This is a genomic window from Sphingomonas sp. MJ1 (PH-R8) (genome assembly GCF_048058635.1).
GTDB lineage: Bacteria > Pseudomonadota > Alphaproteobacteria > Sphingomonadales > Sphingomonadaceae > Sphingomonas.
In genome coordinates this window covers 31942-58206 of the sequence record NZ_JBBEFX010000014.1, presented here as the reverse complement: position 1 = coordinate 58206, position 26265 = coordinate 31942, and the positions used below count along the sequence as shown (strand labels likewise).

At 67.1% G+C, this 26265-nt stretch carries 17 protein-coding genes; 10 read left to right on the top strand and 7 right to left on the bottom strand.

The annotated features are described in order from the left end of the window. Positions 1-26: 26 nt before the first annotated feature. Together VPH46_RS12315 and VPH46_RS12310 are read left to right on the top strand one after the other, a co-directional pair. Complete coding sequence (locus VPH46_RS12315) at positions 27-1283, top strand: M24 family metallopeptidase (protein ID WP_416611609.1); 1257 nt, start codon at positions 27-29, stop codon at positions 1281-1283. 71 nt (positions 1284-1354) lie between these two features. Beyond that, the gene (locus VPH46_RS12310; protein WP_416611607.1) at positions 1355-1978 is read left to right on the top strand and encodes a retropepsin-like aspartic protease family protein; all 624 of its coding nucleotides are present in this window, start codon (positions 1355-1357) and stop codon (positions 1976-1978) included. A gap of 58 nt (positions 1979-2036) precedes the next feature. On the opposite strand, the gene VPH46_RS12305 is transcribed toward VPH46_RS12310, so the two are convergent. Together VPH46_RS12305 and VPH46_RS12300 are read right to left on the bottom strand one after the other, a co-directional pair. Next, positions 2037-3695: a glycoside hydrolase family 43 protein gene (locus VPH46_RS12305; protein ID WP_416611605.1), complete on the bottom strand. Its 1659-nt coding sequence runs from the start codon at positions 3693-3695 to the stop codon at positions 2037-2039. Further along, positions 3692-4933, bottom strand: coding sequence for an MFS transporter (locus VPH46_RS12300; protein ID WP_416611603.1), 1242 nt, complete (start codon positions 4931-4933; stop codon positions 3692-3694). Before VPH46_RS12300 ends, VPH46_RS12305 begins: the two co-directional genes overlap by 4 nt. A gap of 188 nt (positions 4934-5121) precedes the next feature. On the opposite strand from VPH46_RS12300, the gene VPH46_RS12295 reads away from it, so the two are divergent. From VPH46_RS12295 to VPH46_RS12280, 4 genes are all read left to right on the top strand, one after another. Next, entirely contained in the window at positions 5122-6159 is a 1038-nt protein-coding gene (locus VPH46_RS12295) for a LacI family DNA-binding transcriptional regulator (RefSeq protein WP_416611601.1), read from the top strand. Positions 6160-6372: 213 nt separating this feature from the next. Then, on the top strand, positions 6373-7215 hold the full coding sequence (locus VPH46_RS12290; protein ID WP_416611599.1) for a FadR/GntR family transcriptional regulator: 843 nt from the start codon (positions 6373-6375) through the stop codon (positions 7213-7215). A gap of 174 nt (positions 7216-7389) precedes the next feature. Continuing rightward, positions 7390-9945 (top strand): glycoside hydrolase family 9 protein, encoded by a 2556-nt coding sequence (locus tag VPH46_RS12285; RefSeq protein WP_416611597.1) that lies wholly within the window; start codon positions 7390-7392, stop codon positions 9943-9945. Positions 9946-9985: 40 nt separating this feature from the next. Continuing rightward, positions 9986-11632 (top strand): glycoside hydrolase family 43 protein, encoded by a 1647-nt coding sequence (locus VPH46_RS12280; protein WP_416611595.1) that lies wholly within the window; start codon positions 9986-9988, stop codon positions 11630-11632. An 86-nt stretch (positions 11633-11718) separates the two neighbouring features. On the opposite strand, the gene VPH46_RS12275 is transcribed toward VPH46_RS12280, so the two are convergent. Together VPH46_RS12275 and VPH46_RS12270 are read right to left on the bottom strand one after the other, a co-directional pair. Next, positions 11719-13155: a sugar porter family MFS transporter gene (locus VPH46_RS12275; protein ID WP_416611593.1), complete on the bottom strand. Its 1437-nt coding sequence runs from the start codon at positions 13153-13155 to the stop codon at positions 11719-11721. A 132-nt stretch (positions 13156-13287) separates the two neighbouring features. Beyond that, positions 13288-14373 carry a LacI family DNA-binding transcriptional regulator gene (locus tag VPH46_RS12270; protein WP_132883592.1) on the bottom strand — a complete coding sequence of 362 codons (1086 nt, stop codon included), beginning with the start codon at positions 14371-14373 and terminating at the stop codon, positions 13288-13290. A 188-nt stretch (positions 14374-14561) separates the two neighbouring features. On the opposite strand from VPH46_RS12270, the gene VPH46_RS12265 reads away from it, so the two are divergent. From VPH46_RS12265 to VPH46_RS12250, 4 genes are all read left to right on the top strand, one after another. After that, on the top strand, positions 14562-15668 hold the full coding sequence (locus VPH46_RS12265; RefSeq protein WP_416611591.1) for a glycoside hydrolase family 43 protein: 1107 nt from the start codon (positions 14562-14564) through the stop codon (positions 15666-15668). Between the two features lie 7 nt (positions 15669-15675). After that, a complete protein-coding gene (gene xylB, locus VPH46_RS12260) occupies positions 15676-17118 on the top strand; it encodes a xylulokinase (protein WP_416611589.1) in 1443 nt (480 codons plus the stop codon). Then, the gene (xylA, locus tag VPH46_RS12255; protein WP_416611587.1) at positions 17115-18425 is read left to right on the top strand and encodes a xylose isomerase; all 1311 of its coding nucleotides are present in this window, start codon (positions 17115-17117) and stop codon (positions 18423-18425) included. Before xylB ends, xylA begins: the two co-directional genes overlap by 4 nt. A gap of 217 nt (positions 18426-18642) precedes the next feature. After that, entirely contained in the window at positions 18643-19749 is a 1107-nt protein-coding gene (locus VPH46_RS12250; RefSeq protein WP_416611585.1) for a Gfo/Idh/MocA family protein, read from the top strand. Between the two features lie 128 nt (positions 19750-19877). Here VPH46_RS12250 and VPH46_RS12245 read toward each other — a convergent pair whose 3' ends face one another. The 3 genes from VPH46_RS12245 to VPH46_RS12235 form a co-directional block, all read right to left on the bottom strand. Beyond that, positions 19878-23024, bottom strand: a complete 3147-nt coding sequence (locus VPH46_RS12245) for a TonB-dependent receptor (protein WP_416611583.1) — start codon at positions 23022-23024, stop codon at positions 19878-19880. Between the two features lie 254 nt (positions 23025-23278). Continuing rightward, positions 23279-24910, bottom strand: coding sequence for a DUF5597 domain-containing protein (locus VPH46_RS12240; RefSeq protein WP_416611581.1), 1632 nt, complete (start codon positions 24908-24910; stop codon positions 23279-23281). A 38-nt stretch (positions 24911-24948) separates the two neighbouring features. Next, positions 24949-26265: an MFS transporter gene (locus tag VPH46_RS12235; RefSeq protein WP_416611579.1), complete on the bottom strand. Its 1317-nt coding sequence runs from the start codon at positions 26263-26265 to the stop codon at positions 24949-24951.

Sequence of the window (26265 nt, the reverse complement as noted above, 5' to 3'; positions counted from 1 at the left end):
CCTGCAATGCACCCTATCCAGCCGGTATGCACTCCCTCCTCTCCCGTCGCAGCTTCGTCGGCGCAACCCTTACCCTCCCGGGCCTCGCTTCCAGCGCGATCCTGCGCGCCGCGGAGCCGGACCTGTCGGAACTCCGCGACCTCACCACGAGCGCAAAGCCGATCGATGCGGCCGAGCGGCTGGCGAGGATCGGGCGCGCGCAGGCACTGATGCGCCGCCACGACATCGCCGCGGTGGTGGTCGAGCCGGGCGCGTCGCTCACCTACTTCACCGGCGTCCAATGGGGCCGGAGCGAGCGCGTCACCGCCGCCGTCCTTCCGCGCGAAGGCGAGGCGCTGGTAGTCACGCCCTTCTTTGAGGAGCCCTCCGTCCGCGAGACCCTCGACGTCGCGGCAGAGGTGCGCGTGTGGCAGGAGGACGAAAGCCCGCTGGCGCTGATCGCCGGCTGGCTGAAGGAGCGCGGCCTGGCCAAGGGGCGGCTGGGGATCGAGGAGACCGCCCGTTTCTTCCTAGCAGACGGGCTCGGCGCGCGGCTGCCGGGCATGCGGCTCGTGTCGGCCGATCCGATCGTCCGCGGCCTGCGCATGATCAAGTCGCCGGCCGAGATCGCGCTGATGCAGATGGCGACCGACGTCACCCTCGCCGCCTATCGCTGGACCTGGGCACGCGTGGAGGGCGGCATGGCCGGCCGTGACGTGTCCGCGCTGATGAGCGCCGCAACCCGCAAGCTCGGCGGCGAGCCGGAGTTCTCGATGGCGCTGGTGGGCGAGGCCTCCGCCTATCCGCACGGCAGCCGACAGGTGCACCGGATCGCGCCGGGCGAAGTGTTGCTGATGGACTGCGGCTGCTCGGTGCATGGCTATGAGTCCGATGTCTCGCGCACCTTCTCCTACCGAAGCGTCCGCCCTGAGGTTCGCCGGGTGTGGGAAACGGTCGCGAAGGGACAGCAGGTGGCGCTGGAGGCAGCGCGGATCGGCGTCGCGGCCGGCACCATCGACGATGCCGTGCGCACCTTCTACGAGGCGCAGGGCTATGGCCCGCGCTACCGGCTGCCCGGCCTTTCCCACCGCACGGGCCACGGCATCGGCATGGATGGGCATGAACCGGTCAACCTCGTGCACGGAGAGACTACCCCGCTCGCCGCCGGCATGTGCTTCTCCAACGAGCCGGGCCTCTACTTGCCCGGCAAGTTCGGCGTCCGGCTGGAGGATTGCTTCTACATGACCCCGGCGGGGCCGCGCTGGTTCAGCAAGCCGCCCGCATCCGTCGACAGTCCGCTCTGATCGTCCCTGAGAGACGCTGCGGATCGAAACCCCGGGCTTTGGGTTCGTGACTGGATGAAGGGCTACACCGCGTGACCATCAGCACCGAATGGCAGCAGATCGCGATCTATGCGGTGCTTGCGGCGCTGGCGCTCGCATTCATCCAGCGCATCCCCTTCATCGGGCCGATCGTGCGCTTCGCTTTCTCGGTCGGCTTGCTCGCGCTGTGCCTGTTCATCCTGTTCCAGCAAGCACCCTACGAACCCTCGTTGGCGCGCATCGCCGAGCGCCTCGGCGTGAACGGCCAGGAGGTGTCCGGCGGAGAGGTTCGCATTCGGATGTCGCCGGACGGGCATTTCTGGGCACGCGCGACGATCAACGGGGTGGAGCGCCGGATGCTGGTCGACAGCGGCGCGACGATCACCGCGATCTCCGAGGACACGGCAAAGGCGGCCGCCATAGGCTCCGGCTCCAGTCTGGTTCCAGTGGTGCTTCAGACCGCGAACGGCCTGGCCCAGGCGCGCACCGGATCGGTGAAGCGGCTCGAACTGGGATCGATCACGGCGCGCGATCTCAAGGTCGCGATCTCCCCGGCGCTCGGCGACATGAACGTGCTGGGGATGAACTTCCTCTCCGATCTCGCCTCGTGGCGGGTCGAGGGACGGACGCTGATCCTCGTCCCGAAGGCCGGGGTAAAGCGGACGCGCAAACCCTGAGGAGGGGCACGGCTGCGCTGGCTCGCGCTTCGCAGCCATTTCCCCGCATCCAGCGCGCCTAGCCCAGAACCTCTGCGCGTGCCGATGCCTGCTCCCGCAGCGGGTCGGCCGCCGGGTGCTCGACATAGTGGAAGTAGCGGAAGTCGGCCGGAAGGCCGGTGCCGGCCATGTCCTGGCACGCCATGCCGACGAAGGTGCCGGTGAAGTTCGGCAGGCCCGGCAGCGTCGCCTCGTCCGACAACAGGCTCGCGTCGAACGTCTCCGGTAGCCAGCACCACTCCAAGGCCCCTGCCAGGCGATAGCCGAACCGAAGCGCCTCATGGTCCACCTCCACGCGAAGCTCGACGGCGCCCGATCCGATCGGGATCGGCGGCGTGAGGAGACTGCTCCCCTCCCCCTGCGGCGTGACGGCCAGCACCTGGATCTGGCGCTCGCCGCCATCGTCGGCGGTCAGGTGGAGGAAGTAGAATTTGGTGCTGTTGTAGTAGCAGGCCAGGCCAGCCGCCTGCTGGAAGTGCTGGGGCTCGAACTCGACGCAGCTCTGCGCATGGTAGCGGAACGCCTGTTGTCGCCGCGCGACCAGCGACTGGGTGAAGTGGCTGCCGATGGTCTCGCGCCCGTAGAGGCGCAGATAGCCCGGACGCGCCTCGAGGCTGAAGAGCTGCTCGGGATAGGGCGTCCGGAGCCATTGGAACGGCTCCGGCAGGGTCGAGCCGGTGAACTCGGTCTCCTCTTGCACAGGGTCGACGGCGGCGTGCGCCGGCCCTGCTACTTCCGCCACCGGTACCCCCGTCCCGTCGACCGTACGCAGCCATCCGTCCGCACCCCAGCGCATCGGCTGGATCGCGCTTTCCCGCCCCAGCACGCAGCGGTCGCTTGCCGGCAAGGGGCGCCCACAGAGGTAGGTCATCCATGTCTCGCCCGAGGGCGTTTCGACGAGGTCGCCGTGACCGGTGCGCTGCAAGGGAGCCTCCGTCCGGCCGCGGGCCGTGAGCACGGGGCCGTCGGGATGCACCTCGTAAGGTCCGAACAGCGAACGCGAGCGGGCCATGACGACGGCATGGTTGCGCTCGGTCCCCCCTTCTGCGACCAGGAGATGGTACCAGCCGTCCCGCTTGTAGAGGTGCGGCCCCTCGGTGAAGCCGAGCGGCGTTCCCTCGAAGATCACGCGGCGCTCCCCGAGCAGGCAGCCGCTGTGGAGATCCATTTCCTGCGCGACGATGCCGGCGAAGCGGCGCCGGCCCGGCCGATGATCCCACAGCATGTTGAGCAGCCAACTGCGTCCGTCGTCGTCGTGGAACAGCGCCGGATCGAAGCCGCTGCTGTTGAGGTGGACGGGATCGGACCAGTCCCCATCGATCCGATCGCACCAGACCCAGTAATTGTGGAAGTCGCGCAGCGATGCCCCCCGGGCACCGTCCACCGTCGTACGGCCGTAGCGCTTCACATCGGTGAAGATCAGGTGGAACCGCCCATCGGCGTAGCTGAGGTCCGGCGCCCACACCCCGCAGGAGTCCGGATTGCCGCGCATGTCGAGCTGGCTGGGGCGGCGAAGCGGACGGGCGACGAGACGCCAGTTGGCGAGATCACGCGAGTGGTGGATGTGGACGCCTGGAAACCATTCGAAGGTGGAGGTGGCGATGTAATAATCGTCGTCCACGCGGACGATCGACGGATCGGGGTTGAAGCCCCGCAGGATGGGATTGCGGATGGTCATGCGGTTTTCCGAACCAGCGTCCAAAGCAGCGCAGCGCCGAGGAGGTCGAGCAGGCCGAGGAGGATGAAGAAGGGTTGATAGCCAACCTGGTCGACCAGCGAGCCCAGCACGAGCGTGAAGATCAGGACGCCCAGGTTGGCAGCCGTCCCCGACACGCCGGTGGCGGTCGCCACCTGGTCCTGCGGAAACAGGTCGGACGACATGGTGATCACCGTTACCGACAGCGTTTGATGCGCGAAGCCGCCAAGGCAGAGGAGTGCGACCGCCGCGATGGGGCTCGTCACCGTTCCGACGAACATCATGCCCATCATCAGCACCGCACCCACCGTGAAGGCGCCGCGACGCGCATCCACCAGAGAGACACCGCGCCGCTGGAGCCAGGCCACCACGGCAGGACCGAACAGGCAGCCGAGGTCCGCCGCGAGAAAGGGCAGCCACGCAAACATCGCAATCTGGGTGAGATCGAAGTGGCGCGCCTGGACGAGATACAGCGGCATCCACAGCGACAGCATGCCCCAGACCGGATCGGCCAGGAAGCGTGCCCCTGCGATGGCCCAGAGGTTCCGCTGGCCAAGCAATTCCCGAAGCGGCGGCCGGCGTCGCCGCTTGGCAAGCGCTGCCTCCTGCCCTTCGACGATAAGCGTGCGCTCCCTCTCGGACAGGGCCCGATGTCGCCCGGGCGGCGCGTACCAGAACAGCCAGGCGATCACCCACAGGAGGCCGAGACCGCCGGCGACGAAGAACGCCGCACGCCAGCTGTGGTTGAGCACCGCCCAGGCCACGAGCGGCGGCGCGAACACCGCGCCGAAGGACGCCCCGATCTGGTAGATCCCTCCGGCAACGCCGCGCTCCCGCGCAGGAAACCACTCGGCGACCAGCTTCATGCCGGCCGGCTGGGCAGAGCCCTCGACCAGCCCCAGCGCGCCGCGCAGGCCTGCAAAGCCCATCCAGCCGGTCGCCAGGCCGTGGCCCATGGTGATCAACGACCACACCGCGACGAACAGGGTGAAGCCGATCTTCAGGCCGATCAGATCGAGCAGATAGCCCGCGACCGGCTGGAACATGATGCCGAGCTGGAACGCGCCCGTGATCCACGAATATTGGGCGGACGAAATATGCTGCTCGGCCATGATCGCCGGTGCGGCGACCCCAAGGATGCTGCGCGTGAGATAGTTGATGACCATCGCGCCTACGAAGAGGCCGATGATGGTCCACCGAACATGCGGAAATCGTCTCACCGTGCAGCCCCTCCCGGTAACGTTACCATCTTCGTAGCCTGCTCGGCGGAGCGAAGGCAAGTCGCCGGGTGAAGGGCTGCGCGGCAGAGAGACGCGCGCGACGGCATTGACGAAGCCGCCTGCAGGGATGCACGTCCTCTGGTCGACGGTCGCAGGCGAAGTCCGCCGGCAGCAACGCAGAGAAGAGCTTGGCACAAACCGCCCGACGGACGCGTGGCGTCACCATCATCGACGTAGCCAAGCAGGCCGGCGTGTCGCCCATGACCGTCTCCCGCGTCATCAACGCCGATCCTGGCGTTCGCGATCAGACCCGCGAACGCGTGAACGAGGCAATTCGCGCGCTCGCTTACAAGCCGAACATGATGGCGCGGAGCCTGGTGACGTCCCGCGAGATCCGGATCGGCGTCATCTACTCCAATCCAAGCGCCGCCTTCATGAGCGATTTCCTGGGCGGCGTCTTCGAGGAGGCGTCCGCCCGCGCGGCGCAGCTGATCCTTCTCAAGGGCAAGGATGGCAAAGCGCCGACGCCGGAGGCGATCGAAGGGCTGATCGCCTCCGGTGTCGGCGGCATCCTGCTGGCGCCGCCGCTGGGCGAGATGCCGCTCGTACGGCAGGTGCTTCGCGCGGCGAACCTGCCCGTCGCGGTCGTCGGGGGGACTGCACCCGATGCCATCTCGGTGGGCATCGACAATCGCCGGGCTGCCTATGACATGACCCGCCACCTGATCGAGCTGGGGCATCGCCGCCTCGGCTTCATCCTCGGCAATCCGGACCAGTCCGCGAGTGCGGAGCGGTTGAGCGGGTTCCAAGAGGCGGTGCGGGAAGCCGGGACGATCGAGGCCCAGATCGCCCAGGGCGATTTCAGCTATGCATCCGGCTTGGTCGCGGGCGAGCAGTTGCTGGATGCGCCCACCCCGCCCACCGCCATCTTCGCGAGCAACGACGACATGGCCGCGGCCGTCGTTTCCGTCGCGCATCGCCGGCACCTGGACGTGCCGGCCGACCTTACCGTCGCCGGCTTCGATGACACCACGGCGGCGGTGACGCTCTGGCCCCCTCTCACGACGATCCGGCAGCCGGTGCTGGAACTCGCGGCGGAAGCGTTGCAGCTTCTGATCCGGGAAATGCGCGCCGGCACCGTTGCGCCGGCGGGGGACGGACGCTTCCGCGTGCTCCAGCATGTCCTGGTCGAGCGCCAGTCGACCGCGCCGCCCGCGCGGAGCTGAAGGGCGCCTGCTGCAACGCATGGCGGGTTGCCGGTTGGCCGGCTGCGTGACAGGTTTGCCGCAAGAATAGAAGATTTGGGAGAACGGAATGCGGCTGTCGACCTATGCGGCTCTGCCGGCGTGGCGGGGAAGCTGCGCCCTTCGTTGCCCGCCCGAGCTTCCGATCCAGCGGCGAGCCTCCGTCCGCGTTGCGCCCCTCCGTCCGGGCAGCCGATGAGCGACGGCAGCGACATGGTACAGCGGGCCGGCGCGATCTCGGAAGGCCAGGATCTTCCGCAAGCAGTTGCCGACACGTCCCCGGCCACCACCGAATCCCGGGAGTCCACGCGCAGGCCTGGACGGCGCCTCCGCGGTGCCGTCGCCCACAAGCTGGGCGTCGCGATCCTTTCGGGGCAGTACAAGCCGGGAGACGTGCTGACCGGCGAGATCGCCGCGGCTGAAGCCCTGGACGTTTCCCGCGGCGCGTATCGCGAGGCAGTTCAGGTCTTGACCGCCAAGGGGCTGGTGGAGAGCCGTGTCAAAACCGGCACCCATGTTCTTCCGCGTGAGCGATGGAACCTGCTCGACCCCGACGTGCTCGCATGGGCATTCACCGGAGAACCGGACGCGCGGCTGGTGCGCAGTCTCTTCGAACTGAGGCTGGTGATCGAACCCGCCGCGGCCGCGTTTGCGGCCGAGCGGCGTACCCGAGCGGACCTGAAGCGCATGGGAGATGCGTTGAAGGGCATGCGCCGGCACTCGCTTGCGACGCCAGCCGGCGTGGCGGCGGATCGCGACTTCCACGACGCGCTGCTGCACGCGACCGGCAACGATGCGATGGTGGTTCTAGGATCCTCGATCGGGGCCGCCGTCGCCTGGACCACGCAGTTCAAGCAACGCACCCGCGCCTTGATCCGCGATCCGATCCCCGATCATGCCCGCGTCTATGATGCCATCGTCGCAAAGGACGTGGCGGGCGCGAATGCCGCGATGCGGCTGCTGGTCGAACTGGCGTTGACCGACACCCGCATCGCGATGCCGCCCCGCGCGGAGGATGAGCGCGCCGATCCGGCCTAGACCGCCGATGTAATTCGCTTCCCCTTCAACGCTTCTGATAGCGCTATCGACAGGAGCTACTCTCCTCGACGTTCTGCAACTCTCAACACAAGATGCAGCTAGCAGACGATGTTGTTAGCGCTATAGTCGAGCACAGGCGCCAAAGAGTGCCGGGACAATCAGGAGAGGATGGTCATGGCGGGAAGACCTGTGTTCTGTCTGCTGGCAGCACTGCTTGCAAGCGCTGCGCCCATAGAAGCTCAAACCCTTCAACCGCCGGCATCGCCGGAGCTGAAGCTGGGCGAAGCGGGCTATTACGAGGCGCCGGCGGTCAACGTGCTGGTCTTCTCGAACTGGTACGACGGCCTGTTCGCCGACTCCAAGATCAGCGGCGTCGAGATCATCCAGCAGGGCAAGCGGATCGCGACAAACGGCGATGTCCGCCTGTCCTCTACTCCCGGCCAATGGGACGCGATCGGACGGTTGGTGGACCGGCAGGTGGACGCCGCAACCGGTGCGATCACGGTGACGCTGGAGTATCCGGAGCACCAATGGCGCTACCGGATCCGCTCCGCAAAGCGCGGCGCGGCGGTCGCCGTATCGGTGATCCTGGACCAGCCGGTCCCGGCAGCACTCGCGGGCAAGGCAGGCTTCAACCTGGAGTTCCTGCCCTCCGCCTATTTCCACCATAGCTATATGGTCGACGGCCGTACCGGCGGCTTCCCGCTCTACCCCGCCGACGCCATGATCCGGACGCCCGAGCGCAACGCGGCGAGCGGACGCGCCGAAGGTCCGGGCGCCGAACCAACGGCGATGGCGCGCGGCAACCGCTTCGTGCTTGCACCGGAAGACCCGGCGCGGCGCGTGTCGATCCAGTCGAACGTGGAGGTGCAGCTGTTCGACGGTCGAAACCAGGCGCAGAACGGCTGGTTCGTGTTCCGCTCGCTGCTGCCGGCAGGACGCACGGGAACGGTCGTCGAATGGACGATCCAGCCGAACAGCGTTCCAGGCTGGCTGCGCCCGCCCGTCATCGCCCACTCGCAGCTCGGCTACACGCCCGACGCGCGCAAGGTCGCCACGATCGAGCTCGACCGCAACGACCGCCGCACCCTGCCCGCGCGGCTGCTGCGCATCGGCGAAGATGGCCGCATGACGCCCGTCGAGACCGGGTCGCCGAAGCGCTGGGGTGACTATCTGCGCTACAGCTACCTGCAGCTGGACTTCAGCGGAGTCCACCAGCCGGGCCTCTATGTGCTGGAATATGGCGACACCCGCACGGCCCCGTTCCGGATCGCCGCCGACGCCTATGCCGGCGCCTGGCACCCGACGATGGACGTCTATTTCCCGGTCGCGATGGACCATATGTTCGTCAACGAGGGCTATCGCGTCTGGCACGGCGAGGCGCATCGGGACGACGCGCGCCAGGCGCCGGTCAGCCATGAGCACATCGATCTCTATGCGCAGGGGCCGACCACCGATACCCGCTTCAAGCCGGGCGAGCACATTCCCGGCCTTGCGGTCGGCGGCTGGTTCGACGCGGGCGACTTCGACATCCGCACCCAGTCGCAATATCAGGTGATCCGCTCCTTGGTGGACAGCTGGGAACGCTGGCGGCCGACGCGCGACACGACCGCGATCGATTGGAGCCGCCGCCGCACGGAGATGCATGTCCCCGACGGCACCCCCGACCTGCTCCAGCAGATCCGGCACGGTACGCTGCAACTGGTCGCGCAGTTTGACGCGGTCGGCCACGCCATCCATGGCATCGTGGAGCCCGACGTCGCCCAATATACCCACTTGGGCGACGCATCGACCAAGACCGACGGGCTGATCTACGACCCGAGCCTGAAGCTGGGCGAGGAGCGGAACGGGGGCAGCGGCACGCCGGACGATCGCTGGGCGTTCACCACCAAGGCATCGGCGCTCAACTATGGCTCGATCGCCGGGCTGGCAGCAGCATCGCGGGCGCTGGCCGAAGTCGATCCGGAGCTTTCGAAGAAGGCGCTGGCGATCGCGACCCGCACCTGGGCGGAGGAGCAGTCGCATGCCCCCGATCTCTACCAATATGGCAACACCACCGGCGGCCCGCTGGAAGCGGAACGCTTCTCGGCCGCGGTGGAATTGCTGCGCGCGACAAAGGACCAGCGCTATGTCGCGGCTGTCCAATCGGCGTGGCCGGCGATCGAGAAGACCTTTGCGTCGAACCTGCGCGACGCCGTCGCGGCCCTGCCCTTCATGCCCGCGAGCTATCGCAACGGCATGATCCCGGCGGTGCGGGCCTATGCCGATGCCACGCGCACGGGAGCAGCCGCCAATCCGTTCGGCGTGCCGATCACCACCGGCGGCTGGGCCGGCAGCGGCGCCGTTTTGGGATCGGCACTCAACGCCTATGCCCTGCACAAGGCGTTCCCGGACATCATGCCGGCCGATCCGGTATTCCGCGGGATCGAGTTCCTGCTCGGCCATCACCCCGGCTCCGACATCTCGTTCGTTTCCGGCGTCGGCACCGTCTCCAAGGAAGTGGCCTATGGCAACAACCGTGCCGACTTCTCCTTCATCGCGGGTGGCGTCGTCCCCGGCGTTTTGATCATCAAGCCGGACTTCCCCGAGAACCATGAGGACTGGCCCTTCTTCTGGGGCGAGAACGAATATGTGATCCCGGAAGGGGCGATGTGGATCGAGCTGGCGCATGCTGCGCACGAGCTCGCCACCCAGGGCGCTGCGGCCAAAGCGGCACCGAGCAAGCAATAAGAGCAAGTTCGTCCCGAACAGGATCACGGAGAGGATCGACATGCATTTTCGCACGCTTGTCCTGGCGCTGGCGGGTCTCGCCGCCGGCTCCCCCGCGCTGGCGACGGAGCCGGCACGGTTCAGCCGCTTCACCTACGACGGCCGCACCCAGGAACGGGTGACCGTCCGTACGGGGCAACACCGCAACCCGATCCTCTCCGGCTATTATCCCGATCCGTCGGTCACGCGCGTCGGCGACGACTATTATCTCGTCCTCTCCTCCTTTGCGCACTATCCGGGGTTGCCGATCTTCCGCTCGAAGGACCTGGTGAACTGGACGCAGATCGGCAACGCGATTGATCGGCCGGAGCAGCTCGACTTCACCGGCATGCGGACTTCGCAGGCGGTGTTCGCCCCCGACATCTCGTACCACGACGGTACCTTCTACATCGCGAACACCTGCGTGGAGTGCGGCGGTAACTTCGTCATCACGGCGAAGGATCCGGCCGGCCCCTGGTCGAAGCCGATCTGGCTGCCGTTCGAGGGGATCGATCCTTCGATCTTCTGGGAAGGCGACCGCGCCTATATCGTCAACAACCGAGCACCGGCCGAACCGCCGCGCTACGACGGCCATCGCGCGATCTGGATCCAGGAGTATGACTGGCGCGCCGCCAAGATGGTGGGCGAAAGCACGCAGCTGGTGAACGGAGGCGTCGACATCTCCAAGAAGCCGGTGTGGATCGAGGGGCCGCACATCCTGAAGAAGGACGGCTGGTATTATCTGACCGCTGCCGAGGGCGGGACCAGCGTCAACCATTCGCAGGTGGTGCTGCGTTCGAAGAACCTGCGCGGCCCCTTCGTACCCTATGCGGACAACCCGATCCTGACCCAGCGGGATCTCGATCCGGCACGTCCAAATCCGATCACGTCTGCGGGGCACGCCAAGCTGGTCGAGACGCAGAACGGAGAGTGGTTCGCGACCTTCCTCGCCGTGCGCCCCTATGAAGGCGACTTCTACAACATCGGGCGCGAAACCTTCCTTCTGCCAGTCACCTGGAAGGACGGCTGGCCGATCATCCTGCCCAAGGGCGAGACCATCCCCTTTGCGAGCAGGGCGCCCAAGCTGCCGGCCCAGGCGCCCGGCCCGGTGCCGACGACCGGCGACTTCGGCTATGTCGACGAGTTCGACGGCGACAGGCTGGCGATGCAGTGGGTCGGCGTACGCACGCCCAAGCGCCCCTTCTACCACCTCGAGGCCGGTGACCTGGTGCTCGACCGCGGCACACCCATCGGGGACCTCTCGGGCGTGCCCGCCTTCCTTGGCCGGCGGCAACAGCATCATGTCGCCACGGTGACCACCACGGTGCGCTTCGATCCAGGGGCGGACGGGGAGCGCGGTGGCCTCGCGGCGATGCAAAGCGACCGGAACTACCTGTTCTTCGGCGTGACGCGGATTGCGGGCAAGCCGGTGGTGGCGCTCTACACGGCCGACCAGGGCCAGGAGCGGCTGGTTTCCTCGGCTCCAATATCGCCCGGAAATCCCGTGACGCTGACGATCCGGGCCGATGGAGGGACCATGGCGTTCGACTATGAGGGCGCAGCCGGCAGGAAGACGCTGGCCGCGGACGTGGACGCGCAGTTCCTGAGCACGAAGGTCGCGACGGGCTTCGTCGGAACGCTGATCGGACCCTACGCCTGGACCAAGTAAGCCTTTCCAGACGTCAGATATGAGAAAGGCGGGAGTACCGGTGTGGTACTCCCGCCTTTTTCTGTGTTGGTGACTAGCAGGAGGGCTTAGCCCGCCATGTCCTCCAGTTCGCGGCCACGGGTCTCGTTCACCATCGCCTTCACGAAGAAGAACGACACGGCCGCGAAGAACGCATAGCCGAAGTAGGTAACGGTCAGGCCCGGCGAGACGGCAAGCGCCGGGAAGCTCACCGAGATCGCCGCATTGGCGATCCACTGCGCGAAGCCCGAGACCGCGAGGCCGGAACCGCGGATCTGGTTCGGGAACATCTCACCCAGCATCACCCACATGACCGGGCCCCAGCTGGCATTGAAGAAGATCACGTAGAGGTTGGCCGCGACCAGCGCGATCATCCCGTTATGGCCCGGCAGCGAAACCGCGCCGGACGCATCGGTGACTGCGGTGGAGAAGGCGTAGGCCACCACGGCCAGGGTAACGGCCATGCCGGCCGAGCCGACGAGCAGCAGCGGCTTGCGGCCGATGCGATCGACGGTCGCGATCGTGAACAGGCAGGCTGCGATCGACAGCACGCCCGACAGGATGTTGATCTGGAGCGCGTTGTCCTCGGTGAAGCCAACCGCCTCCCACAGCACCGCGCCATAGTAGAAGACGACGTTGATGCCGACGAGCTGCTGGAAGATCGCGAGGCCGATGCCGGCCCACAGGATGGGACGGATCTTGCCGGTTGCCTTGTCGCGGAGGTCCGACAGCTTGGGCTTGTGATGGTCGGCCGCGAGGGAGTTGCGGATTTCGACGACCTTGCGGTCGGCCTCCGCACTGCCGAACAGGCGGGTGAGCACCGCATGAGCCTCCGCGTCACGTCCCTTGGCGACCAGGAAGCGGGGGCTTTCCGGGATGACGAGCAGCGCCAGCAGATAGATGGCGGCCGGGATGGCCTGCAGCCAGAACATCCAGCGCCAGGCCGGGAAGCCCAGCCAGAACTCGGACGTCGAGCCACCGGCATAGCGCGCCAGCACGAAGTTGGCGACGAACGCGCCGGTAAGGCCGGTGATGATCATCACCTGCTGCACGCTCGAAAGCCTCCCACGGATCGAAGCGGGAGTGACTTCCGAGATATAGACCGGGGAGATCACGCTCGCGGCGCCGACGCCCAGGCCGCCGACGATGCGGGCGAGGATGAAGACCAGCGAGCCATTGGCAGCGCCGGCAAGTACGGCGCTGACCAGGAACAGCACCGCCGACAGCATCATCACGTTGCGGCGGCCGATCGCGTCGGCCAGCCGTCCCGCGCCAAAGGCGCCGATGGCGGAGCCCACAAGGATGGCGCCGACGTTGACGCCGATGCCCAGGCGGCCGAGGTCGAATGCCGACTCCAGCCCCTTTTGCGTGCCGTTGATCACGCCCGAATCATAGCCGAACATGAAGCCGCCGATCGTCGCCACTGCGACGATTGCGGCGATGAAGCCGTGGTTGGTGGCGATGCCTGCCCCCCCCTGCCCCGGTCCCCTAAAGCTGTCAGTCATCGTCTCTCCTCGCCCGGCCCACGCCGGATTCATCGTTTGTGCGGCTTCTTGCTCCCCGCGGCTGGTCGCGCTCGAGGTGGCCAACTGCCCGTCCGCCTTAACCTGTTATCGCTATCAAGTTGCCGGCTGCCGTCAAGCGCCGAGCGCGCGTGGCCGGCGACGCGGCGGCGCGTCCGATTGACGGCGGATCAGCGTGTAATCGAGAACCTGCTGCTCTGCGGCGCCATCCAGCCGCTTCTGCTGGCGCAGGGTGGCGACAAGCAGTTCCACCGCGGCGCGGGCCATGTTGGCGATCGGCTGGTGGATGGTCGTCAATTCCGGCCAGATCGCGGTCGCCAAGGTGGTATCGTCGAAGCCGCAGACGGTAAGGTCACCAGGCACGTCGAGGCCGCGGCGATGCGCGATCGCAACCGTCGCTGCCGCCATGTCGTCGTTCGATGAAAAGATTGCGGTGGGCGGCTCCGGCAGGTCCAGCAACTGCTCGGCCGCGTCCAGCCCGGAGCGGTAGGTGAACAGCCCGTCGACGATCAGCGCCGGATCCTCGGCCATGCCGGCAGCGGCCAGCGCTTCCCGGAAACCCTCGAGCCGCTGCGCACTCGCGGACAGGTTGGGGTTGCCCGCGATGAACCCGATGCGGCGATGCCCCAGATCCATGATGTGCCGGGTCATCATCGCCGCGGCCTCGCGATCGTCGATGCGGATCGCCAGCTGGTTTTCTGCGGGCAGGCCGGTGGCGACGGCGACCGTCGGGATCCGCGCCGATCGGAGCAGCGAGAGCAGCGCCGGCGCCTCGCACAAGGGAGGCGGCAGGATGATGCCGTCGATGCCGCCGCGCACCAGATGCTGGGCGACCTCGAGTTCATGTTCGCCGAGTTCGCACCGCTCCACGACGATCTGGACGTCGCTGCGGCTCGCCTGGTCCAGGCTGCCAAGCAGGAACTCGCTCAGGAAGCCGGCGCTCGGGTTACTGTACAGCAGGCCGATCCGGACCTGCCCTGCCCCGGCCAAGCTGCGGGCAGCCCGATTGGGCGCATAGTTGAGTTCCGAGATGGCCGCATTGACGGCGTCCCGTGTTGCCGGCCGGACGTTCGCCTCGCCGTTGATGACGCGCGACACCGTCATCGGAGACACTCCGGCTCGCCGGGCGACGTCGCTGATGGTGGGGGCCGAACCCGCGCGGCGGGAAGAACGTGTCGGTGCGGCGGAGATCGGGTCCATGGGGCGGTTGGCGCATTCCAGGTTCGAGACCGCGCAGGCATGAACGCAAGCGGCAGGATGGGCAAGAGCGACGCGCGTGTGCAATCTCCTTGCAGGCGCCGAAATCCCGCAATATGGTAGCGCTATCTAGGTTGCGTCAGCGGCCCGAGGCCTCGCAAGAAGGTCCGAAAAGAGGAAGGAGAGCCTGAATGCGCCTGCGCCTACAACTCTGTCTGGCGACCGCCGCCATTGCCGCTACGGCAACGCTGGCCGGCGCGCAGACCCACACCGCAGCTCAGCATGCGACGCATGCCGAAGCACGTAGCCCCGAGGGGCGCCGGTACGTGGCGCAGCCGCTGGTGACCGACAAGTTCTTCGCCGATCCCTCGGCGCACGTCTTCAACGGGAAGCTCTACGTCTATCCCAGCCATGACGTCGATGCGGGGATCCCCAACGACGACCTGGGCAACCAATATGCCATGCACGACTATCACGTGCTGAGCATGGATCGCGTCGGCGGCCCGGTGACGGTGCATCCGGTCGCGATCGACGTGAAAGACATTCCCTGGGCCTCCAAGCAGACCTGGGCGCCGGACGCTGCGTACAAGAACGGCACCTATTATCTCTACATGCCGGCGCGCGACAAACAGGGCATCTTCCGCATCGGCGTCGCGACGTCCAAGTCGCCGACCGGGCCCTTCAAGGCCGAGAAGGAGCCGATCCGCGGCAGCTACTCCATCGACCCGGCCGTGTTCACCGACACGGACGGCGCAAGCTACATGTACTTCGGCGGCATCTGGGGCGGCCAGCTCCAGCGCTGGACGACGGGACGCTATGATCCGAACGGCGGCGACACCGACCTGAAGCAGGACGACAAGCGCGCGATCGCACCCAAGATCGCCCGCATGTCCGCCGACATGAAACAGTTCGCCGAAACCCCGCGTGACGTCGTCATCTTGGACGAGGCCGGCAAGCCCGTCCTGGGCGGCGACCACGACCGGCGCTTCTTCGAGGCGGCGTGGACGTTCAAGCGCGGCGGCAAATACTACTTCACCTACTCCACGGGTGACACGCACTTCCTGAACTATGCGATCGGGGACTCGCCCTATGGGCCGTTCCGCTACACGGGGCACATCCTGAAGCCGGTGCAGGGTTGGACGTCGCATCACTCGATCGTCGAGTTCCAGGGCCGCTGGTGGTTGTTCTATCACGATACCCAGCTATCCGATAAGAACCACCTGCGCTCGGCCAAGGTGACCGAACTGACCTTCAACACGGACGGCACGATCCAGCTGATCGATCCGTTCAAGGACTGATCGGCCCATGTTCCTCGGCATCGATATCGGCACCTCCGGCGTCAAGGCGGTGGTGCTGGACGAACACGGCGCAGTCGTTGGCCAGGGTACCGCCGCGCTCAGCGTGCAACGGCCCCAGCCGCTCTGGTCGGAGCAGGATCCGGACGCCTGGTGGCATGCCACCACGGCGGCGGTGCAGGCGATCGATCCGGCGGTGCGGCGAGCCGTGCGGGGCATCGGGCTCGCCGGCCAGATGCACGGCGCGACGGTCCTGGGCGCAGACGACACGCCGCTGCGGCCGGCGATCCTCTGGAACGATGGCCGCTCCTATGCGGAATGCGCGGAGCTCGAGGCAGCGGTCCCCGAGCTGCACGCGATCGCCGGCAACCTTGCGATGCCGGGGTTCACGGCACCCAAGCTCCAGTGGCTCCGCCACCACGAGTCCGCGGTCTTCGACCGCATCGCCACCGTGCTGCTGCCCAAGGACTATGTCCGACTGAAGATGACCGGCGAGAAGGCTTCCGACATGTCGGATTCGGCGGGCACCCTGTGGCTCGACGTGGCGGGCCGGCGCTGGAGCGACACGCTGCTCGCGGCCACCGGCCTCACCGAGGCGCAGATGCCGCAGCTGGTGGAAGGGAGCGACATTGCCGGCCGGCTGCTCCCCGACATCGCCGCGTTGTGGGGCATGGCCGAGGTGCCCGTCGCTGGTGGCGGCGGCGACAATGCCGCCGGTGCTGCCGGTGTCGGCGCGGTGCGCGACGGCGACGCCCTGCTCTCGCTCGGCACGTCGGGCGTCATCTTCGTGGCGACGGACCAGTTTCGGCCGAATGTCGCCGGCGCAGTCCACGCCTTCTGCCACTGCCTGCCGGCCATGTGGCACCAGATGGCGGTCCACCTGTCGGCTGCGGCCTGCATCGATTGGGTGGCGCGCCTGACCGGCGCCGCCGGTGCCGCCGACCTGTTTGCCCGCGCCGAACGCGCCGGTCCGGCGTCCGGGCCGGAGATCTTCCTCCCCTATCTCTCCGGTGAGCGGACGCCGCATAATGATGCGCAGGTGCGCGGTGCGTTCCTGCGGCTCGACCATGACACCAGCCCGGAACGGCTGGCGCAGGCGGTGCTGGAAGGCGTCGGCTTCGCCCTTGCCGACGGCGTGCGCGTCCTGCGCGAAGCCGGAACCACCATCGATCGCCTGTCGGTGATCGGGGGTGGCGCCCGTTCGCGCTACTGGGGCGAGACGCTTGCGGCAGCGATGGACGTGACGCTTGTCTACCTGCAGGGCGGCGAAGTTGGGCCTGCCTTGGGTGCCGCCCGTCTCGCCCAGCTTGCCCTCGATGGCGGCACCGCCGCAGACGTGTGCCAGGCACCGCCCGTCGCCCACGTCATTGAACCCGATCCAGCGCTCGTCGAGCGCCTGGCCCCCAAGCGCGCCACCTTCCGCGACGCCTATCCCCGCATAAGGAACCTGTGATGGCCGAGTTCTTCGCCGACATTCCCCAGATCCGCTACGAGGGTCCCGATAGCGAGAACGAACTCGCCTATCGCTTCTACGACAAGAACCGCGTCGTGCTCGGCAAGACGATGGAGGAGCATCTGCGCTTCGCCGCGTGCTTCTGGCACACCTTCTGCTGGCCCGGCAGCGACGTGTTCGGTGGCGGCACCTTCAACCGCCCCTGGCATCGCGGTGCCAACGACAGCAACGCAGCGGCGCAGAAGCGTGAGGTGGCGTTCGACTTCTTCCAGAAGCTCGACGTGCCCTTCTACTGCTTCCACGACGTCGACGTGATGGCGGACGCCGCCAACGTGGCGGAGCATCGCCGCTACTTCGCCGAAGCGATCGATCACCTTGAAAAGCTGCAGGCGTCCTCCGGCCGCAAGCTGCTGTGGGGCACCGCCAACCTGTTCAGCCACCCCCGCTATGCCGCCGGCGGCGCGACCAACCCGGACCCGGAAGTGTTCGCGTTCGGCGCGATGCAGGTCCGCGACGCGCTGGAGGCGACCCATCGCCTCGGCGGCACCAACTATGTGCTGTGGGGCGGCCGCGAGGGCTATGAGACGCTGCTCAACACCGACCTAAAGCGCGAACTCGACAATCTCGGCCGCTTCCTGAACCTGGTGGTCGAGCACAAGCACAAGATCGGCTTCACCGGCACGATCCTGATCGAGCCGAAGCCGCACGAGCCGACCAAGCACCAGTACGACTTCGACACGGCGACCGTGTACGGCTTTCTGAAGCGCTATGGCCTGGAGAACGAGGTCCGCGTCAACATCGAGGCGAACCACGCCACGCTGTCCGGCCACACCTTCGAGCACGAGATCGCGACCGCAGGCGCGCTCGGCATCTTCGGCTCGATCGACGCCAATCGGGGTGACCCGCAGAACGGCTGGGACACCGACCAATTCCCGAACTCGGTCGAGGAAATGACGCTGGCGATGCTGGAGATCCTGCGCGCCGGGGGCTTCACCACCGGCGGTTTCAACTTCGACGCCAAGGTCCGCCGCCAGTCGATGGACGCCGTCGACCTCTTCTACGGGCACATCGGCGGGATCGACGTGGTGGCCAAGGGCCTGTTGAATGCCGCAGCCCTGATCGAGGACGGTCGCCTGGATGCGTTCAAGGCGGAGCGCTACGCCGGCTGGACCGGCCCGTTCGGCGAAAAGATCGCCGACCTCGATCTGGCCGGGATCGCGGACCTGGCGGTCGAGCAGTCGATCGACCCGCAGCCGCGCTCGGGCCGCCAGGAGCGGATCGAGAACCTCATCAATCGCTTCATCTGACAAGGCCTTTCTCCGGGCGAGCGTGCGCTCGCCCGGAGGAGCCAATCGGCCACCGCGGGTTGGGGCGCATGCCCCTTCCCCACGGCGGCAATGCTGCTAGCTTCGCCCCGAAGCCCCATCCGAGGACGCGCCACACCGCAACATCCGATAGTCGCCTAGCTTTGCGCTTGTGCGTGCGCCTTCCCGATCGATCGACCCGAACGCCAGGGAGCCTGCTATGGAAGTTGCACGACGTGATCTCATCCTATCGGCCGCCGCACTCGCACTTAGTCCCCGCGCCTTCGCGGCCGAGCGCCCGAACCGCCCCTTGGGCTATGCGATCGTAGGCCTCGGCTACTACGGCCTAGGCGTCATCATCCCGCAGTTCGCCAATTGCGAGCACAGCCGCCTGGCCGCGGTCGTGAGCGGCGATCCCGCCAAAGCAAAGAAGGTGGCAGCCGAACACGGCCTGTCCCCGCGCTCCATCTACTCCTACGCGAACTTCGACCGGATCCGCGACAATCCGGACGTCGACGTCGTTTATGTCTGCCTGCCCAATTCGATGCACGCCGAATATACGATCCGCGCCGCCAAGGCGGGCAAGCACGTGATGTGCGAAAAGCCGATGGCCGTCTCCGTCGCGGAGTGCGAGGCGATGATCGCGGCCTGCAAGACCGCCAACCGCAAGCTGATGATCGGCTATCGCTCCCATTTCGAGCCGTTCAACCTGGAGGCCATGCGGCTGGCACGCGCCGGTGAGGCAGGAAAGATCCGCTACGTTCGGTCCGAACACGGCTTCGTCCAGGGCGACCCATCGGCGTGGCGGCTGAAAAAGGCGATGTCGGGCGGCGGCTCGCTGATGGACATGGGGATCTACAGCCTGCAGGCGGCTCGCTACATGACGGGCGAGGAGCCCGTGGCGGTGACCGCGCGGGAATCGACCGACCGCAAGGACCCGCGGTTCACCGAGGTCGAGGACATCCTCGACTGGACGCTCGAGTTCCCCTCGGGCGCGATCGGCAGCTGCCAGTCCATGTACAGCGCCAACCAGAACCACATCCTGCTGATGGGCGACAAGGGCCGAATCGAGCTGGAGCCGGCGACCCGCTACGACGGCCAACGCATGTGGCTGGGTAAGGATGGACGCGAGCGCGAGGTGACGCCGCCGCCGGGTCCGGGCAAGACGCAGTTCGCGGGCCAGCTCGACCATCTCGCTCAGTGCGTCCGCACCGGCCGTGAGCCGATCGTCTCGGGCGAAGAGGGGCTGCGCGACATGCGCATCGTCGAGGCAATCTACCGCTCCGCGCGAGAGGGGCGCACCGTTCGCCTCGACGGGCGCGGCTGACCTGCGGAGGGCGGCGCGCGACTAGAAGACCGGCGGACCACCGGCGCGTCCGCCGGAGCGGGAACCCCGGAAACGACAACGCCGCCCCGAGGGGCGGCGTTGCGCGTTCTTCGTGCGGATGGCGGCGCTTAGAAGCGTCCGCGCACGCCGACCAGGACGGTCCGGCCTGGATTATATTCGCTGAACGTGGCGTTCGGGAACTGGAAGTACGAGCTCTGTGCTTCCTTGTTGATGTTGATCACGTTCACCACGACGGTCGGCAGATAGTCGTTGCCGAGGATCTTGCCGAGATCGATGTTGCCCGAGAAATCGAGCTGACCGTAGTTGCGGCCGATGATCGCGGCATCCGGGATACCGTTCTGGTTCAAGCCCGAGTTCACCGAACCTTCGTTGTAGGTGTAGGTCAGGCGTGCCGACAGGCCGTTGCCTTCGTAGTAGCCGGTCAGCGTGTAGGTGGTCGGCGAGACGCCCAGGGCGACCGGCGCAACGGTTCCCTCGCCGCGCTGATCGATCAGGGTAAGGTTGCCCTGCACGCCGAAGCCTTCGACGCCGATCAGGCGGGTGGCGAAGTCGAGCGGCTGGGTGACCTGGAACTCGAGACCGTTGACCTTGAGCTTGCCGTCGGCGTTCACCTGCTGCTGAAGCTGGATCGGAACGTCCTCAGGCCGGATACCTGCCGGGGTGGCGCGATCGATCAGAGCCTGCTGCTGCGCCGCGGTGAGCGAAGCGAAGGTGATCCCGAAGGGCGCCAGCGTCGAGAACGGCGCAGTGGTGATGCCGTTGATCGTGAAGCCGGTGATCGACTTGCGGAAGGCCGCAAACGCGATCACGCCTTCGCCACCCGTGTAATATTCGAAGCCGAGGTCGATGTTGTCCGAGATGTACGGGTCGAGCGCGTTGTTCCCGAGCGTGCCGACGTCCGCCGACGGCTGTACAAACGATGCACCCGGCAGCAGCTGGTTGGGGTCCGGACGGGTCATCGTCCGCGAGATCGAGGCACGGGCCACCGCCTTGTCGCCGAAGCTGTAGGCGAGGCTCGCCGACGGCAGGAAGTTCGAATAGAGGCGCTGCGTCCGCGCGAAGTTCACGATCGTCGGATAGCAGGAGCCGTCGAGCACGAACGTGGGGCTCTCGCCGGGGCAGGTAACGCCGCCCCGGACGTTCAGCGGGTTCGGAATCGTGGTCCGGCCGCCGACCCGCTGGTCGGTACGAACATAGCGGATGCCGCCGTTCAGGCGCAGCGTGTCGCCGTCGCGCACATCGAACACGCCGTTCATTTCGATGAACGTGCCGGTCACCTTTTCGCGGATCAGGCCGCCGTTGGCGCCGCTGCTGCCGGCACCGGTCTCCGTCGCCCCGGCAAGCAACTCGTTATAGTTGGTCGCATCCTTGAACCTGTTCCAGTCGACCGTGACGAAGCCGGCGCCGGTGGGCATGAGGAAGCCTGGCACCGCCGCGGTCGGAACCAGCGACCCGCCATAGCTGAGCGGCGGCAGTCCGGTCGAGAAGCCGGTCCCGTAGGCCGGATAGGACGGATAGCCCGGGGGCGTCGCCGTACCGGGCAGGTTGGCACCGTCGCAGACCGGCTGACGGTTCGGGCCGGGCAGGACGACATTGGGATTGTTGCCGCAAACCGCTGCCTGCCACGGGTTGGTGTTGTCGAACGGCGTGATCCGCCGGCTGGTGTCGTCATAAGCCGCGCCGACGCGGACGCTGAAGCGCGACTCATCGCCGAACAACAGGCTGCCGCGGACGCCCTTGGTCTCGGTCTCGCGCTCTTCGCCGTTGAGGTTCAGGCGGCCGCCGCCGGCCCAGCCGAAGCTGGCCGGATTGTTCAGGTCGATGTTGGGCGAGATGTCAGGGATGCCGCCGTCGTTGGTGTAGTCCACCGTCACGCCGCTGTTTGGGGGCGTGATGACGAGGACGGTCGGGCTTTCCCGACGGAAGGTGCTCTTCGTATAGTTCGCCTGCAGGTCGCCCTTGATGAAGTCGTTGATGACGAACTCCATACCCGGGTTGACGCCCCAGTAATCCTGACGGTCCTTGTACGGGCGGAATTCGAGGAAGAACTGCGAATTGGCGTAAGTACCGCTGGTGACGGTGCACCCGTCCGAACAGTCGGACTTGTCGTAGGTGGTGTTGAGCGGGATGGCGGCGCCATTGCGGACCGCCCAGTTCATTGCCGAACGCTGGAAGTCGGTGTCCCGCTTGGCGTACATGCCATCGACATAGAAGTGCAGCGCATCGCTCGGCCGCCATTCCACGGACACCAGGCCATTGTAGCGGGTGCGTTCCCCGATCTCGGTACGCGGGCGGCCAAGACGCGGCAGCAGGCCGTTGTCGAGCTGCTCGATCGTGGCGCCCGGGTTGTTGGCGAGGAGAAACGCCTGGTCGATCACCGTGCCGGGGGTCAGGCCGTTGCCGGCGTTGACCGGAACGGTGCCGGGGATAGTCCAGTTGCCGCCGCCGGTGTTGTTGCGGGTCGGGCTGCTGCTCTGCGCGGCGGTCAGGTTCGGGTTGGTCCAGCCGATCGTCTCGAAGCCGTCGACCCGGAAGCGGTTCTTGACCGCCGCGCCGCCGACCAGGATGCCGAAGTCGCCGAACGTGGCGCTCGCCAGGACGTGCCCACGATAGCCCCACTTGTCGGCCGAGCTCACCTTCGAACCCTGGAGACCGTAGCTGATATAGGGCTTGGGATTGTCGAAGGGCCGAGCCGAGCGCAGGTTCACGGTACCGGCCGCACCGCCTTCGATCTGGCTGGCCGTGGGCGACTTGCTGACGGTCAGCTGGGTGAACAGCTCGGTCGGGATCAGGTCGAGATCGACCTCGCGGTTCGTGCTCTGCGCATCGAACCGCACGGACGCGATGGCAACCGGTGCGCCGTTCAGCAGCACGCGGGTGAAGTTGGTGCCCAGGCCGCGGATCGCGACGTTGGCGCCTTCGCCCGTCACTTCACGGCTGATGGTGACGCCCGGGATGCGGTTCACCGATTCCGCGATGTTCGTGTCCGGGAACTTGCCGATGTCCTCGGCGAAGATCGTGTCGGTGAAGCCGATCGAGTTGCGCTTGGCGTTGGTCTGGCTCTGCAGGGATGCGCGGTAGCCCGTAACGACGATGTCTTCGTTACCGGTGGCAGAAGGGTCCGCCGGTGCCTGCGCCGCGTCGTCGATGGCGGTAGGCTGGGTCTGCCCGGCGCCGTCCTGGGTCGGGGCGCCTGCTTCCGTGGTGGCGCTGCTCGAGGAAGAGGCGGTGGGCTCTCCCTGCGTCTGAGCCATGGCAGGCCAAGCGGCGGTGGTAAGCAAAAGCGCGGCAAAGCCGCTCGCGCGGCGAATCGGTACAGTCCGCATGGGTTCCTCTCCCTGTGAAGCCGGGGCGTGGACCGCCCTCGTTTCTGGATGTGCTATGCTTTACTGGTAGCGCTACCCAGCGCAAGCACGTTTTTTACCCGACGTTGCTGTCGATGTTCGCATTGCAGCCCGGTGTCACCTTGCAGACACGTCGACCTCTTGAGCCACCCGCCGGAGGTACGTCACCGGTAGCGGTACAAACGTACTCTCTGGATCCCCCATTGCCCCGCCGGCAGCCGGATGTGGCGCCCCTGGTGCGTCTGGTCGCCGTTCAGCAGGCGTCCCGCCACCCACTGGCCGGCGGCGTTGAACACGCCCTCTTCCGCGCGCTCGATCCCGGCAAGCGACGGCCCCTCCCCCGCACCGGCGAAGGTGACCGTAATCCCCTGCCCCGCGATCAGATACTCGTCCGCTCCGATCTGGATCACCATGCCGCCGTAGCCGGCGGTTTCCGGCGTCATCGTGGGCCGCTCGATGTCTGCGAAGGCGACGGTGAAGCGGTAGTTGCCCACCCGCCGGACCTGCGGCTCGTAATCGAGCGAATCGTCGTAGCGCTGCCGCGGCTTGAAGCCAGCGATCCGGTCGCTGCCCTGCGCCTGCAGGATGTGCGGCTGGAGCTGGCGAAGCACGCCATATGCCGCGCCGAGTTGACCCGGCGCATCGTCCACGGAGTCGATCGAGAACGGCCCGAAGCCGATAGCGTCCCGCTCGCCAAAGGCATAGAAGGCGTTTGCCGGCACGATCGGATTGTCGGCGTTGTGCGCCTCCGGCACGAACAGCGGATTGTCCGGCCGGTGATAGCGATCGACGATCTGGGTGAAGTTCGAGAAATAGATGTCGGGCGCGAGCAGGTCGATCGAGGGCGCCCCTGCCTTCCACACGTCGATCAGGTGCGGCAACGGGCCGCCGCTCGGATATTGGCCGGGCGCGCGTCCCGGTCGATTGAGCGCGACGTTCACGTACATCGGCAGCGCGTAGGCCGCCTTGCCCGCGCGGGCGAGCGCATCGGCGAAGCGCGCATAGTGCCACGCGGTGAATACCTCCGCCGCGGCGTCGCCGTCGCCGAACAGCTCCGTCCAGCTGCCCTGGGTGCGAGCACCGCGCTCCAGCCACATCGCCTTCATCTCCGGCACCAGCGTGTCGCGGTGCTGGACGAGATAGGTGGTGAGCTCCGCCGGCACCGGCTGCGCAAAGGCTGCATTGGCGGCGGGGGAATAGTCCCGCGCCACCGGCAGCATGCCGATCTCGTTCTCCACCTGCACCATCACGACGGTGTTCCGTTCGCCATCGACGGCCTTCAGGTGTGCGAGCATCGCCGCATAGGCGCGGGCATCCGCTCGGATCATCTCCTCGCCAAAGGTCGACAGGATCTCCACCGACTGCCCGTTGGGCAGCCCCGCCCGCGGGAAGCGCGCCTGATCGCGCTTCACCCATCCGGGCACATAGGTGGACATGGAGTTCTTGTAGGCGCCGAACCAGAGCAGCACGAGCTTCAGGTCGTTCGCGCGCGCCTCGCGGATCATGGAGTCGAGGCTCGACCAGTCGAACCGGCCCTCGACCGGCTCGATCAACTCCCAGGATACTGGCGCCAGCACCGTGTTGAGGTTCATCGCGCGCAGCTTGGCCCAGTGCGGCGCCATATAGGTCGCGCTGGAGGCTGCCGAATTGCTCAGCTCCCCCGCGATCAGGAGCATCGGCTTGCCGCCGACGACAAGCTGGGTCGCCTCGCCGTTGCGCTCGAGGCGCGGCGTCTCGGCCAGAACAGGCGTGGCGATGAGGAGCGTTGCACCCAGGCTTGCAGCGATATGCTTCACGTGAGTTCCCTTGTTCGGTCGGCGACGGCGGAGAAGGCTCATTGCGCGATCTTCACGTCGCGGTAGCGCGGGTTGAGGAGGTGGAAGACCAGCAGCGCGACCAGGTAGGCGAAGCCGCAGGCGACGAAGAACGGGCCGTAGCTGCCGACCTTGTCGAGCAGCGCACCCAGCGTCTTGGAGGCCAGGAAGCCGCCGACCGCGCCCGCGAAGCCGCCCAGGCCGATCAACGTTCCCTGGGCATAGCGGGGGAACTGGTCCCCCGGCAGCGCGAACAAGTTGGTCGAGAAGCCCTGGTGCGCCGCGCAGGCGAGCCCGATCAGCGCGACGGCGATCCAGATGCTGCTCGCCTGTGCTGCAAACATCACCGGCAGGGCGAACAGCGCACACACGAACATCGCGCGCTTGCGGGCGCTTCCCGCGGAGGCACCCCGCTTCAGCTGGCGCGACGAGTACCAGCCGCCCGCCACCGCACCCAGGTCCGCCAGGATGTAGATCGCCACCAACGGCGGGCCGAAGCTCTTCAGGTCGTAGCCGTAGCGGGTGTGAAAGAAGTCCGGCAGCCAGAAGAGGAAGGTCCACCACACCGGATCGATCAGGAAGCGGCCGGCCATGTACGCCCAGGCCTCGCGATGACGCAGTACGGACAGGAAGCCTGCACGACCGTTGTCGTCCGCCGGCTCCGCCTCGATCCAGGCGCGCTCCTCGGTCGTGATGCGCGGATGGCGGCCCGGCGGATGATAGAGGCGCCACCAGGCGACGAGCCAGACGATGTTGAAGAGGCCGGTGACGATGAACGCCCAGCGCCAATCCAGGATCAGGTCGGCGACGATGAAGCCGACCAGCAACGGGGTCACCACCGCGCCCACGTTCGCGCCGGCGTTGAAGATGCCGATCGCGAGCGCGCGTTCCTTCTTGGGGAACCATTGCGAGGCGGCAGCGAGTGCGGAGGGATAGGTCCCCGCCTCGCCGAACGCGAGCGGGATGCGGGCGACGACGAAGCCGGCGGTGGAGGTGACCAGCGTCTGCGCGAAATGCCCGACCGTCCAGCTGCCCATCGCCAGCAGATAGCCCCACCGCGGGCCTACCCGGTCGATCAGCCAGCCGAACAGCAGGAAGCCGACGCCATAGAAGACCTGAAAGTAGCCGGTGATGTCGGCATAGCCGGAGTTGGTCCAGCCGTAGAGGCCCTGCAACTGCGGCTTCAGCACGCCCAGCACCAGCCGGTCGATGTAGCTGAGCACCACGGCGGTGAAGAGGAGGCCGCAGATCACCCAGCGGATGCGCCCGCGCGGCGGCCGCACCGCATGCGCGGCGGTTTCCGGCGCCTGTGCGGCGGCCTGGGTGAACTCGCTCAC

Excerpts from the sequence above, each read along its gene's own strand:
- VPH46_RS12315 (WP_416611609.1), top strand. The coding sequence starts at position 27 with ATGCACTCCCTCCTCTCCCGTCGCAGCTTCGTCGGCGCAACCCTTACC.
- VPH46_RS12305 (WP_416611605.1), bottom strand. The coding sequence starts at position 3,695 with ATGACCATCCGCAATCCCATCCTGCGGGGCTTCAACCCCGATCCGTCG.
- VPH46_RS12290 (WP_416611599.1), top strand. The coding sequence starts at position 6,373 with ATGAGCGACGGCAGCGACATGGTACAGCGGGCCGGCGCGATCTCGGAA.
- VPH46_RS12285 (WP_416611597.1), top strand. The coding sequence starts at position 7,390 with ATGGCGGGAAGACCTGTGTTCTGTCTGCTGGCAGCACTGCTTGCAAGC.
- VPH46_RS12280 (WP_416611595.1), top strand. The coding sequence starts at position 9,986 with ATGCATTTTCGCACGCTTGTCCTGGCGCTGGCGGGTCTCGCCGCCGGC.
- VPH46_RS12275 (WP_416611593.1), bottom strand. The coding sequence starts at position 13,155 with ATGACTGACAGCTTTAGGGGACCGGGGCAGGGGGGGGCAGGCATCGCC.
- VPH46_RS12270 (WP_132883592.1), bottom strand. The coding sequence starts at position 14,373 with ATGGACCCGATCTCCGCCGCACCGACACGTTCTTCCCGCCGCGCGGGT.
- VPH46_RS12265 (WP_416611591.1), top strand. The coding sequence starts at position 14,562 with ATGCGCCTGCGCCTACAACTCTGTCTGGCGACCGCCGCCATTGCCGCT.
- xylB (WP_416611589.1), top strand. The coding sequence starts at position 15,676 with ATGTTCCTCGGCATCGATATCGGCACCTCCGGCGTCAAGGCGGTGGTG.
- VPH46_RS12250 (WP_416611585.1), top strand. The coding sequence starts at position 18,643 with ATGGAAGTTGCACGACGTGATCTCATCCTATCGGCCGCCGCACTCGCA.
- VPH46_RS12245 (WP_416611583.1), bottom strand. The coding sequence starts at position 23,024 with ATGGCTCAGACGCAGGGAGAGCCCACCGCCTCTTCCTCGAGCAGCGCC.